This window comes from Methanomassiliicoccales archaeon (genome assembly GCA_013415865.1).
In the GTDB taxonomy this organism is placed as follows: Archaea; Thermoplasmatota; Thermoplasmata; order Methanomassiliicoccales; family UBA472; genus MVRC01.
Map to the genome: position 1 here is coordinate 615,412 of CP058896.1, position 12,038 is coordinate 627,449.

General features: G+C 54.6%; 11 protein-coding genes. 6 read left to right on the forward strand and 5 right to left on the reverse strand.

Annotation, left to right across the window (positions count from 1 at the left end; all coding sequences use genetic code 11):
- The first annotated feature begins 31 nt into the window (after positions 1 to 31).
- Together HPY73_03040 and HPY73_03045 are read left to right on the forward strand one after the other, a co-directional pair.
- Entirely contained in the window at positions 32 to 595 is a 564-nt protein-coding gene (locus tag HPY73_03040; protein ID QLH74526.1) for a helix-turn-helix transcriptional regulator, read from the forward strand.
- 10 nt (positions 596 to 605) lie between these two features.
- Positions 606 to 2,258 carry an AMP-binding protein gene (locus HPY73_03045; protein QLH74527.1) on the forward strand — a complete coding sequence of 551 codons (1,653 nt, stop codon included), beginning with the start codon at positions 606 to 608 and terminating at the stop codon, positions 2,256 to 2,258.
- A gap of 3 nt (positions 2,259 to 2,261) precedes the next feature.
- On the opposite strand, the gene HPY73_03050 is transcribed toward HPY73_03045, so the two are convergent.
- Positions 2,262 to 3,188 (reverse strand): winged helix-turn-helix transcriptional regulator, encoded by a 927-nt coding sequence (locus tag HPY73_03050; protein QLH74528.1) that lies wholly within the window; start codon positions 3,186 to 3,188, stop codon positions 2,262 to 2,264.
- A 27-nt stretch (positions 3,189 to 3,215) separates the two neighbouring features.
- Positions 3,216 to 4,181: a DUF1028 domain-containing protein gene (locus HPY73_03055; protein QLH74529.1), complete on the reverse strand. Its 966-nt coding sequence runs from the start codon at positions 4,179 to 4,181 to the stop codon at positions 3,216 to 3,218.
- 94 nt (positions 4,182 to 4,275) lie between these two features.
- Here HPY73_03055 and HPY73_03060 point away from each other — a divergent pair, with 94 nt between their 5' ends.
- Together HPY73_03060 and HPY73_03065 are read left to right on the forward strand one after the other, a co-directional pair.
- Positions 4,276 to 5,112 (forward strand): alpha/beta fold hydrolase, encoded by an 837-nt coding sequence (locus HPY73_03060; GenBank protein QLH74530.1) that lies wholly within the window; start codon positions 4,276 to 4,278, stop codon positions 5,110 to 5,112.
- A gap of 75 nt (positions 5,113 to 5,187) precedes the next feature.
- Positions 5,188 to 5,589 carry a hotdog fold thioesterase gene (locus HPY73_03065; GenBank protein ID QLH74531.1) on the forward strand — a complete coding sequence of 134 codons (402 nt, stop codon included), beginning with the start codon at positions 5,188 to 5,190 and terminating at the stop codon, positions 5,587 to 5,589.
- A 180-nt stretch (positions 5,590 to 5,769) separates the two neighbouring features.
- On the opposite strand, the gene HPY73_03070 is transcribed toward HPY73_03065, so the two are convergent.
- Positions 5,770 to 7,554 (reverse strand): PAS domain S-box protein, encoded by a 1,785-nt coding sequence (locus tag HPY73_03070; protein ID QLH74532.1) that lies wholly within the window; start codon positions 7,552 to 7,554, stop codon positions 5,770 to 5,772.
- 110 nt (positions 7,555 to 7,664) lie between these two features.
- Complete coding sequence (gene acsA, locus HPY73_03075) at positions 7,665 to 9,383, reverse strand: acetate--CoA ligase (GenBank protein QLH75630.1); 1,719 nt, start codon at positions 9,381 to 9,383, stop codon at positions 7,665 to 7,667.
- A 465-nt stretch (positions 9,384 to 9,848) separates the two neighbouring features.
- Between acsA and HPY73_03080 the strand changes: the two genes are divergently transcribed.
- Complete coding sequence (locus HPY73_03080; GenBank protein QLH74533.1) at positions 9,849 to 10,322, forward strand: peroxiredoxin; 474 nt, start codon at positions 9,849 to 9,851, stop codon at positions 10,320 to 10,322.
- A 41-nt stretch (positions 10,323 to 10,363) separates the two neighbouring features.
- Positions 10,364 to 10,783 carry a dual specificity protein phosphatase family protein gene (locus HPY73_03085; GenBank protein QLH74534.1) on the forward strand — a complete coding sequence of 140 codons (420 nt, stop codon included), beginning with the start codon at positions 10,364 to 10,366 and terminating at the stop codon, positions 10,781 to 10,783.
- On the opposite strand, the gene HPY73_03090 is transcribed toward HPY73_03085, so the two are convergent.
- Positions 10,780 to 11,907 carry a hypothetical protein gene (locus HPY73_03090; protein ID QLH74535.1) on the reverse strand — a complete coding sequence of 376 codons (1,128 nt, stop codon included), beginning with the start codon at positions 11,905 to 11,907 and terminating at the stop codon, positions 10,780 to 10,782. The two genes, HPY73_03085 and HPY73_03090, sit on opposite strands and share 4 nt — an antisense overlap.
- Positions 11,908 to 12,038 lie beyond the last annotated feature (131 nt).

The window sequence follows — 12,038 nt, forward strand, 5'->3', positions numbered from 1 at the left end:
TCTGGGCATTTGGCAGGGAGAGCGGAGAGCAATGTCTTCTTCTGAACTTATCGGGGCGAGGATCAAGAACTATAGGGAGAGATTAGGCCTGAGCATCGAAGAGCTGGCAAAGAACGCGGGTGTCGATTCCTCGCTCATAGGGAGGATCGAGGAGGGAAAAACCTACCCTCCGATCGGCGTCATGGTGAGGCTCGCAAGGGCACTTGGACAAAGGCTAGGGACCTTTATGGACGACCAGGTCATGGAAGACCCCTTGATCGTGAGACTGGATGAGAGAAGGGAAGAGACGTCCTCCCACAATGGTAAGACCTCGGAGCACTATCATTATTTCCCCCTTGCCAAAGGGAAGCCGGACAGGCACATGGAGCCTTTCTTCATAATTGTCGAACCGTGCAGGGAAAAAAGGCTCTCGTCCCATGAGGGCGAGGAGTTCATCGTCGTCGTCTCCGGGGAGGTGGAGCTGATCTATGGCAAAGAGAAATTCCTCCTCAGGCCGGGGGACACAATGCATTACAACTCGATCGTACCACACCATCTGGGCGCGGCCGGTGACAAAAAGGCGGAGATCTACGCCGTCATCTACATGCCGATCTGAGGTGTGGACCATGCCTAGGAAGGAGATCACAAGGGAGGCCACCATAGGACAGCTCCTTGACGAGACCGTCGCAAGGTTCCCCGACAACGATGCGGTGGTCTACGCCGACCGGGACTACCGACAGACCTGGAGAGAGTTCTCCGATATGGTCGACAAGGTCGCGAAGGGGCTGATGGCCCTTGGCATAAAGAAAGGTGAGAAGGTCGCGATATGGGCCACGAACGTTCCACATTGGGTGACCCTCCAGTTCGCCACTGCCAGGATAGGTGCGGTGCTCCTCACGATCAATATCAACTACAAGGTGGCCGAGATAGAATATCTTCTCAGGCAGTCGGATTGTGAGAACATATTCCTGATCGACGGCTTCCGTGACACCGATTATGTCAACACCATCTATCAGCTGGTCCCTGAGCTCAAGGAGCAGCCACGGGACTCCTTCCGGTCAGCCAGGTTCCCGTTTTTGAAAAGGGTCTTCTTCCTAGGGCCAGAGAAGCACAGGGGGATGTATTCCTGGAATGAGGTCGTGGCAATGAGCGTCCAGACCTCCGATGACGAATACAAGGAAAGACAGGCGTCATTGAGCTGCCATGATGTCGTGAACATGCAGTATACATCAGGCACGACCGGTTTCCCCAAAGGGGTGATGCTGACGCACTACAACATTGCTAATAACGGCTATTGGATCGGCGTCAACCAGAACTTCACATCAAAGGACAGGGTATGCCTTCCCGTTCCTCTCTTCCATTGTTTCGGATGTGTGCTCGGGGTGATGGCATGCCTGAACCATGGCTCGACCATGGTGATATTGGAGAAGTACGACCCGGTCAATGTGATGATGTCGGTCGAGAGGGAGAGATGCACGGCGCTCTACGGTGTGCCGACGATGTTCATCGCCATACTTGAGCACAAGCTCTTCGACAAGTTCGACTTCTCCTCGCTGAGGACCGGGATCATGGCCGGCGCGCCCTGCCCAGTGAAATCCATGAAGGAGTGCGTGGAGAGGATGAACATGAGGGAGGTCACCATCGTCTATGGACTTACTGAGTCCTCTCCAGGCATGACACAGACAAGATACGATGAACCTGACATCAATAAAAAGTGCTCTACTGTGGGCAAGGCCTTGCCGGGGGTCGAGGTCGCGGTGATCGACCCCGAGACGGGAAGGTTCTGTGAAGATTACGAGCATGGGGAGCTCTGCTGTCGCGGATATAACGTGATGAAGGGGTACTACAAGATGCCCGAGGAGACGGCAAAGGCCATAGACAAGGACGGATGGCTCCATTCTGGGGACATCGGGATGAGGGACAAGGACGGATATTTCTCGGTCACCGGCCGCTTGAAGGACATGATAATCAGGGGAGGGGAGAACATCTACCCCAAGGAGGTCGAGGACTTCATACATCACATCGAAGGCGTCCAGGATGTTCAGGTCGTCGGCGTCCCCAGCAAGAAATACGGTGAGCAGCCAGGGGCATTCATCATCCTGAAGGCAGGGTCGAAGCTGACCGAGGCGGACATCCAGGACCATTGCCGCGGCAAGATAGCTTGGTACAAGATCCCCAAATACATCAGGTTCGTGGACTCATACCCGATGACGGCGAGCGGGAAGATCATGAAATACAAGCTGAGGGAGGAGTCTGCAAGACTGTGGCCAGATGCTTGAAGGTCATTGTGGCAGTGCCCTCGGCCGGCCCTTGATCGCGACCATCTTGTCCCGCCAGGTCCCCATCGTGGCCGACCTGATGATGAGGCTCGCATCGATATGATCGAAGCATTCGGTCTCCTCGAACGACCTCATGACCGACCTCAGCTCCTCGAGGTCCTGTAGGACCGCCAGGCTCGTCATCATATGTGGCATGTTGGAATAGGTGTTGAAGAACAAGATGCTGGGAGCGTGGCGTCTCATTAATTCCTGGACGGTATCTACGATCCTGTCCTTATTGAAGCATTCCATGTGGAACAAGCACAATGGGTTGGAGATAGCGTTAGGGTCGAACTCTATCGAGAGGTCGAGCGCGTTCCTCTCAAGCATCCGGTTGAACCTTCCCACCACCCTTCTCAGTGGCTCATCTATCTCCGCTGCCACCTCCTCCATGCTCTTGCGGGGGTCCTCGCTCATAGAGCTTACTATGCGCCAGTCCAATGTGCTGTAATTATACTCACCGGCGATGTCGAACAATTCTCTTATGGCCGCGACAGGGCTTGCGATCATTGCCCTATCAGCGGTCTTCTGGACGGCAAGATCGATGTCATCGTCCTTTTTGAGATGTATCGCGATATAGAACCTCCCCCCGGTCGATTGAGCTATCCATGCAACGGAATCCTCGCCGCTCAACATGGACATGGCATGCTGCATCGAACGGAGCCTGCTCCTGCCATAGATGAGGACGCTCTTCGCCCCTAAGGATGCCAGGCTCGGTTTTGCGGTCATCGCCCTGACAACCCCCTCTCTGACCAAGGTCTCGGTCCTGAGATAGACCCCCCGGGGCGTGATGTTCAGGACCTCGGACATCTGCTGCTCAGATGCCCTGGAATCCCTCATGAGGATGTGGAGCAGCGAAATGTCGGTCCGGTCCAAGGTGCCCTCTTTCATCTTTTCATATGACGATTGATGGCCCGACTATTTGAGCGTGCAGTGGGCGTCCTTTACCTTAACGAGACCTTCCAATTGTCCCTTTGTCACTTTCAATAGACCGGCTGGGACGAGCCGTCTCAGGAGCTCGCGCCAATTGTCGTTCTTTGCGAACACCATGCTGAAAAGGTGGGAGGCGTCGTCCAAGTGGCCGTTGTTGACAAGGGTCACAGCGTGCCAGAACATCATCTCCTCATTGTCAGGGACCATCTCCTCTGCGTATGAATAATGATACAGGGCCTTTGCCATGTCCCCTCTTTCCATCTCGAGGTCGCCCTGGTCCATATGCTCATAGGCCCTTTTGACGGAGAGCAACCTCCTTAGCTCTTCCAATGGCTGGTGGGAGTCGTCCACCCTGAGGTCGATGATGCGGTCCTCCCACGCCCTTCCGGTCGAACCGGTCCTGACGACCACCAGGGCCGCGGACTGTCTCCCCCTTATGTCGCCCCCCTCCTTCTCAGCGGCCTCGAGGGCTGCGAGCATCCTCTCCGCGAGCGGGCCTTCGGTCGAAATGAATGTATCGGCCATGGCGCTCCAGACGGTATTCCTCAGCATCATGTTGGCCTGAACGGAGAACCCATCCCCGGTAAGATGGCCGGCCTCGGCTATACAGCCGCTGCCCGTCCATGCTGCTACCTCCCCTTCAGGGGACAATATCGCCAGTTGCCTCATGTGTCTGGCTCCATCCGCAGCGGTGAGCCTCTCAAGCACCTCCTGCGGCAGGAGACCTCTCCTGAGGAGGGCCAGCCCGTTCGGCCCATAGGAGATGTTGACCATCGCCTGGGTGGCGACCACTCCCACCCCCGGCTCTGCCCAGATGACCGATGTCCCGACCGAGAACCAATGTGATTGCACGGCGGCGCCCATCTCCCCTCGCTCCTTGTCCACCGCGACGATCGAATAGGTATGCGCCAGCCTGTTGAATCGACCGCTCTTGCCAAAATTGCCGCACATCTGAAATCAGATGCTCCTCCGCCGATATATCAATGATGTTAACGGAGTTATTGCGGATTAGCACCGATAACAATATGTCGGATATCGACATCCTTTGACCGAGCAGATGCCGAAGATGGACCTGGGAAGGGTCAAGCTGCATTACCATATCAACGGGGAGGGGGAACCGGTGGTGCTGATCACCGGCCTTGGCGGGGATGTGAGCTTCTGGAAGGGGCTTGTACCATTGCTTTCCTCGGAATTCACAGTGATCACCTTCGACGCAAGAGGGTCCGGCCAGACGGAATATCCCGACGAGGACTTCACCATGGAGGACCTGGCCGACGATGTCATTGGGCTCTTGGAGGGGCTGGGAATCAAGAAGGCCCACGTAGTAGGATGGTCAATGGGGGGCAACGTGGCCCAGGACCTTGCATCAAGATATTCGGAGATGGTCGGTTCCCTGACCCTTATCTCGACATATACAAGAAGGCCTGCGAGGTCCTCCTATGCCATAGATACTATGATAAAGATGGTGCACGAAGGCGCCAGTTACGAATCTCTCTTCATGATGATGCAGGCCTTCTGTATGACCGAGGCCTCTTTCAGGATGAGGGAAAAGAGGCAGGCTGGTCATAAGGCCCAGGTCTCGTTCTCAGAACAAAGCATCATCGGTTTCGAAAGGCAGAAGAAGGCCCTGGACGGGTTCGATGGGGGCCCAAGTCTCGAACGTATCAAGGCCCCGACGCTCATTCTCCATGGGACCGATGACATAATGGTCCCACCCCAGTACAGCGATGAGCTCGCCCAGGGCATCAGGGGATCGATCCTGGAGAACATCAAAGGGGCGGGGCATATAATCAGCCCTAGGCTATATCACGAGAAGCTACGCGCGTTCCTTCTAGCGAACCGCTTTACGGATGGCAAGGACCAGCCCTACTTCTCCGAGTGAGAGCGTCCGCAAAGATGAAGGGCTCATGAGCCCTTAGAACGTTCATAGAGGGCCGGATGTCAAGAGATGATCGTCATGGAGCCGCCTATGGATGTCTCAGAACGGATCGAGGCAATCAACAACTGTGAGTATGCAAAGAGGTTCGACATGAGGGTCACCCTCCTCACAAAGGAGGAGGTGCGGGTCGAGATGCCGATCAGAGGGAACATCAACGGTTTCAAGATCGCACATGGAGGGGCGATCTTCACCCTGGCGGACGAGGCCTTTGCGCTCATTGGAAATCTGGGCGAGTATCCCGAGGTGGCAATGTCCGCGAGCATCCGGTATCTAAGGCCGGCCAAGGAGGACATGGTCGCGATAGCCAGGAAGGTCTCTGAGGACGATAGGACGTCCACCTACAAGGTTGATGTCATCTCAGGGGGGGTCCTGGTCGCTGAGTTCGAGGGGGTCGGTTATAAATTGAAGGGAAAAAAATGACGGAAGGACCTTCATCATACTTTTCTTCGATCATAGACGGCCAAGGATCTGGAGACAATAGTCATATTGCTCCAGTGTGGTGTCTTAGAAAGGTAATGTTAAATCTGTCTTATCCTGAGATCTTTAAAAATGTCCATGGAAGGATTCCCTGTGGATCTGACCTGGGTCAGGAAGGCCCGGCTACCGCAGTCTGAACTTCCCATTGGGGACCGTGATCTCGAACCTCGCGCCTTTACCAGGGGTGCCCGTCTCGCATATGGATATACCTGTCGCGGCCAGAACGGCATGTGCAAGGGGCAGGCCGTGCTTTCCGTACCTCCTCTCGAATAATCTCGGTTTCATATCCATTGGGATGCCGACGCCATTGTCCTCGAATATTATCTTCACGGCGCTGCCCTCCATCTCGTACGCCACCCAGATCTTATGCGCCTTTCCGCCGTGCTTCATGGTGTTGTCGATCAGACTGTAGAAGACGCGGTCGAGCATGGGGTCCGCGAGCACCTCCAATCTCTTCGCGAGCACCTGAACGTGGACATCGTCAGGATCTATGCGGATGATGATGTCCCTCAAGAGATCGTGGACGCTTTGCCATTCCGCCTCCTTGGTGCCGATCTGCTGGAACTCCAGGACGCTGTTCGCATTGTCGATCACGGTGCCAAGGAGCTCCTCCATCTTGGCAAGCCTGTCGAGCAACCATGGGTCCTTGGCCCTTTCCTTCACCAGCTCCAGATGCCCCATCACATCCATCAGTCTTTCAAGGTCCTCGACCTTGGTGACGACGTTCATGTCAGAGAGAATGACCTTTTCTTCATTTATTGGTCCGATGACGGGCACAGCCGGTTGCTCTTGGCGCGGCCTACACGAGACGTCCCTCGTGATCATCAGGACCCTTAATCCTTGCCCATTGCCAACATCCACGACCCTCCCTTTGGCCTCGACGTTTACGAGGGAGCCGTCCTTCCTCCTCAATCGGAACTCGATAGGAGGGGCCGAACCCGTGTCGAGCATCACCCCCATCGCTTGTTTGATCGCCGGAACGTCCTCAGGTGGGACAAGCTTGAAGAGCTCCATCCTCACCACATCATCAGGGGCGTGACCAGTGAGCTCTTTGATCGCAGACGAGGAATATGTTATCCCTCCGAACGGGTCGAGCATCGAGATCCAATCTGTGGAGTTCTCGGCGATGAGCCTCAGATTCTCATGACTTTTCTTAAGGGACTCGTCGCACGCCCTCTTCTCCGTCACATCGATGAGCGTGACGTGGTGGCCGAACAGCTTTCCTGTCTCGTCTTTTATGCTGGTAACATACGCGTATGCCGTGAAGGTCGTCCCATCTGTCCTCTTTGCGGTGAAATCCCCTTCCCACCGGCCTAGGATGTCGATGCCCGCCTTTATGACATCGATGACGTCGCCGTGCTCCAAGAGGTCTTTTATCTCCTTGCCCACAAGCTTGGAGCGGTCCTCCACCTTCCAAAGCCCTAATGCTGCCTCGTTTACCTCAAGGACCCTGTCATGTGCATCTATCATCAAATTCCCAACGACGGCCCTGTCAAAGGCGGTCGTCTTGAGGCTGTTCGCTTTCTCCCTCCAATGGTCATGCACGGCCGACCTCACCATCTGCTCAAGGTCGCCTAGTTTTGAGATGGGGTTGGGGCCCTTCAAAATAAAGTAATCCACCCCGGAGTTCAAAGCGTCGATGACCACATCCTCCTCGACGCGCCCAGAGAAAAGGATGAACGGGATGGGGTCTTTTCTCATCCTCAGCTTCTTCAGGTATTCCAATCCGCTCATCCAGGGGAGGTAGACGTCCGCGACGATCACGTCTATCTTCTTCTTCGAGATCAGCTTCTCACCGTCGCGTACCGACTGCACCATCTCAACATGGAGATCGCTGGACCTCTCGAGATATTTCTTGCACAGATGCTGCAAGGATTCGTCGACATCGATGAGGAGGACGTTGATCATCAGAGCACCGGGATAGGGCATGAACCCTCTACAGATTCAAGAAGATTGCGAGATGAGAATCGATATTGCGACGGGTTGGACATGCTCGGTCGATGCGATCTCTTAGGGGGTCATTCCTCCATCGTCGATGTATCTCCTAGGTCGTGCCCGAGCTCCTTTGCCTTGAGCACCCGCCTCATGATCTTTCCAGAGCGTGTCTTTGGCAAGGTGGTGACGAACTCGATCTCACGGGGATAGGCATAATAGGACAGCCTCGTCTTAACAAAATTGGTGATATCGGCCCTCAGCTCATCTGAAGGTTCTTTTCCTGGCCTTAGCACGATGAAGGCCTTGACGATCTCTCCCCTCAGCTCATCTGGCTTCCCGATGACCGCCGATTCCGCAACGGCCGGATGCTCTATCAATGCCGATTCCACCTCGAACGGCCCGAGCCTTTCCCCAGAGGTCTTGATGACGTCATCCACCCGTCCCAGGAACCAGAAATACCCGTCTTCGTCCATGTATGCCTGGTCGCCTGAGGTGTACCATCCTGGGACGTAGAAATACTCACGATACTTCGATACGTTCCCCCATATCCCTACCATCATGGAGGGCCAGCCTGGCCTCAGGGCCAGGAACCCTTCCTTCCTTGGGGGCAGCTCGTTGCCGTTCTCGTCGACGATGGCCGCGACGACGCCCGGGACCGGTCTGCCCATCGAGCCGGGCCTGATGTTCATGCATCTGAAATTAGAGATGCACGGGGCACCGGTCTCGGTCTGCCACCAGTTATCATGTATCCTCTTTTGAAGGACGTTCATCCCCCAACGTACCACCTCGGGGTTCAGCGGTTCACCGGCCGAGCAGACATGCCTCAACTTTGAGAGGTCGAACTCCCTGACCAGTTCATCTCCCGACCGCATGAGCATCCTCAGGGCGGTCGGCGCGGTGAACCAGACGGTCACTTTCATCTTTTCCAGGATGGAATACCAGGTCCTCGCATCGAACCTTCCTTCGTAGGAGATTATCGTCGTCCCGAGATACCATGGCCCCAGGATCCCGATGGAGGTCCCTGTGACCCAACCAGGGTCGGCGGTGCACCAATAGACGTCATCCTCGCGCAGATCGACGACTGAAATGCTCCCCCAGACCTGCTGGAGCATCGCCCGGTGAGGCAGCAATATACCCTTGGGCTTGCCTGTGGAACCCGAGGTATAGTGGATGATATAAGGGTCGGTGGGCCTCATGTTGGCGCACTTGAACGTCGGGTCCCCGACGGCCATCACCTCATCGAAAGGTATCACCCTTTCACCGAGGTCCTTGCCTCCGCCCACGACGATGAAATGTCTCACATCGTCCAACTGTCTGATGATGGGGGCGATCCTTTTGTAAAGATATGGTGAGGTGATGAAGACCGAGGCCTTGCTGTCCTTTGCCCTGTCCAAGACCGCCTCGGGGCCTAGCGCTGAGAATAAAGGACCGGCTATCCCCCCCATCTTTATCGTGCCTATCAATGAAATGAACAGCTCGGTCGTTCTGTCCAAGAATATGAAAACCCTATCGCCCGGTGAGACCCCGAGCTTCCTTAGACCGTCAGCAAACCTGCTGGATAAATTTGACAGTTCCCCAAACGTAATTTTCCCGATCGTACCGTCGGATCTGACAGAGCAAAGTGCGGTCTTGTCCCTCCTCGGCCCATTGGCATGCCTGTCCACCGCCTCATGAGCGATGTTGTAGGTCCCGCCCCTCGACCAATCGAAATGGGCTTCCAGAAATGACCAGTTGAAATTCCGATATGCCTCGTGGTAATCCTTGAACTGCCCGACGTCCTGGGGTGGAAGGACCTCCTCCATCAATCATTCTCCCTGAAGTTGCGCTGGGTATCGCGATATTTTATTTAAAACGATGTCAGAACAAGTTCGTTGACGTTCGGTCGACGGAACGGATGACGGCCTGACCATGTGTCAACATCTTATCGGCGATCATGGAAAAATGGCCCGACCTGATATTATGATGGGATGGTCCTATCCGATTATCCGCCACTTTATACATTTCCCGCATACCTGATCTTATCCGATATATCATGCCCGTATGGTGGATGGGTTAGACCTGGACAGCGGATAATTATGGAACATGCCCTGCACAATGTCATTTTCTGTCCTGCAACAACAGGCCCAACGATCGAAGGTCGGTCGGGCCGACGGCCGCCCCCTCTATCGTCGATCATCAGGGCCCCCTCCTTCTTGGTCATGATCGTAAGACGGTCTGGTGTTATCATGCTGCTGCATGCGTAAATTCAAAATACGCTCTAGCTCCAAATGTCATCAGAGGATCTTATGAAAGGATTACGGGAGGGCGATCGTGTCCCTGGCTTCACCCTCAGGGACCAGGACGGGAAGCTAGTTGACATGTCGGAGCATATTGGAAAGGGAAAGCTAGTGATATACTTCTATCCAGCTGACTTTACGAGCATATGCACCATGGAGGCGAGGGCATTCCGGGAGATGCATGAGGGCTTCATGAGAGAAGGTGCCAAGGTCTTTGGCATCAGCTCTGACAGTGTTGAATCACACAAAAGGTTTGCGACGGAACATGAGCTCCCCTTCACCTTGCTGAGCGACCCTGAGGGGAAGGTGCGGGAGATGTTCGGCGCGGTCGGGATCGGAGGTACGCCCGCAAGGGTCACCTATGTGATCGATGAAAAGGGTGTGGTCAGGATGGTCTACTCATCAGCTCTTCAGGGCAAGAAGCACTCGGAAGAGGCGATGAAGGCGGTCAAAGGTCTGTCATAGGATGGTACTGTCCAGCACCCTTCACGCTTTTGAGTGGTCTCATGATCGATTGGATAGATGACAACGTGGCCATCGGGAACTGGATGGACGCAAGGAACGTCAAGATGCTCCAGCGTGAAGGGATAGACCTGGTCTTGGACTCGAGGGTGTTGTTCGATGATTCGAAAGGCAGGTCCCGTCGGACGCCGAAGGTCGACCTCATAGAACGAGAGGTCAGGTTCATCCTTGCCTTGGCAGGGATGGGGGCAAAGGTCCTCATCAGGTGCTATCATGGAAGGGACAGGTCCCCTTTCGTCGCCATGGTCTATATAAGCCGGAAGCTGGGAATATCACATCTCCAAGCATACGAAATGGTAAAGGAGAGGAGGAGGATGACCGTCCCACATTGGGATTGGGTCGATATGTTGGAAAAGAACGGTGAGGGGGTCTCGACAGATGATGTCCTCTCTGGTTCTGATTAATCGTGGAAGTGGTTCAGGACCTTGTCATCCAACAGATATTTCAGTCTTGGGCCTATCAGATATATGGGCGATCTTCCTAATATATCGACCTTTATCACATCGACGATGACGAGCGAATAGAACGTCCTTCTGATGTCCGTGAACTCGGACTCGAACTGTTCCTCTGTCATATATCGGCTCCTCTCCATCAGGTCGTCGAACCGCGCAAGGACCTGTTCTCGCATCTTCCGGATGCGCGACGTCAGCATCCGGACCGCCATGCCCCGGCTCGCCAATGACTGGAAATGCCTCATGACGAAGAGCTCGATGACCACGATGATGAGGAGCAAAGGAAGGTTCGCGCTGCCCACCTCGAATATCTCGATCCCCAAGGCCACCATCGTATAGTTCGGAAGAAGAGAGGCACCTATGACGAGCACGGCGCTGATGAAAATGAAACCAATTATCCCTAAAATGAAGAGCAACGCCCAGATCCTTCCCTTCGACCTCATCTCCCCGATCTGTCTTTGGACCTTTCTGGCCAGCCTTGTCACCCCCTGAGATTCGGGCTCGAGGAAGTAGATCAATAGCTGGAATCCGATGATGAGCCCTATCTGGACCATCACTATGGTGGCGGTATAGACCCCTATCACATCCGTGAAGAATGTGTAATACAGGACAAAAATAAGGGCCAGGCCGAATATCATCGCGAAGCTTACGACAAGAGGCACGTTCCCTCCAAGAAAGACTGTCAGGCCGACCTCTATCGCAAGTTTCTTTTTCTTGGCAAGGAGCTTAAAGGCCAACCATTTTGTGTCCTTCCCCTTCCGTCTCAAAGCCTTCGCCTCCTTGGGACGGACCCGGATGGTGGTGGTCGGATTGAGCAAGGTTAGGAAATTATAGGAATAGATCAGAAGACCGATCACCAGCCATAGATAGAGGGCGGTGATGTCCGTGAAGATTATCGCTCCCGCCACCCCGAGGGCGACTATGGCGGCAATGTGCACCAGATTCAACATGTCAGAGGGTCTTTCGACCTTCTGGAGCATGTAGGTCTCCGTTTCGATCTCCTTCAGCACCTCTGAACGGAAGCCGACAGGGTCGTAGCAGACAGTCAGGTCCTCCAGGTCCACTTGCTCTTCCACAATCGGGTATAGACGCACGGACCGATACTTAATCATTAAAGATAGGGGCATCCTGTCCGTATCTTTCGTAATCTAGGTTTTGTCTGGAAATGGGACGCTCGGTCATTGAACGGACCTATAGAAAAGGATAA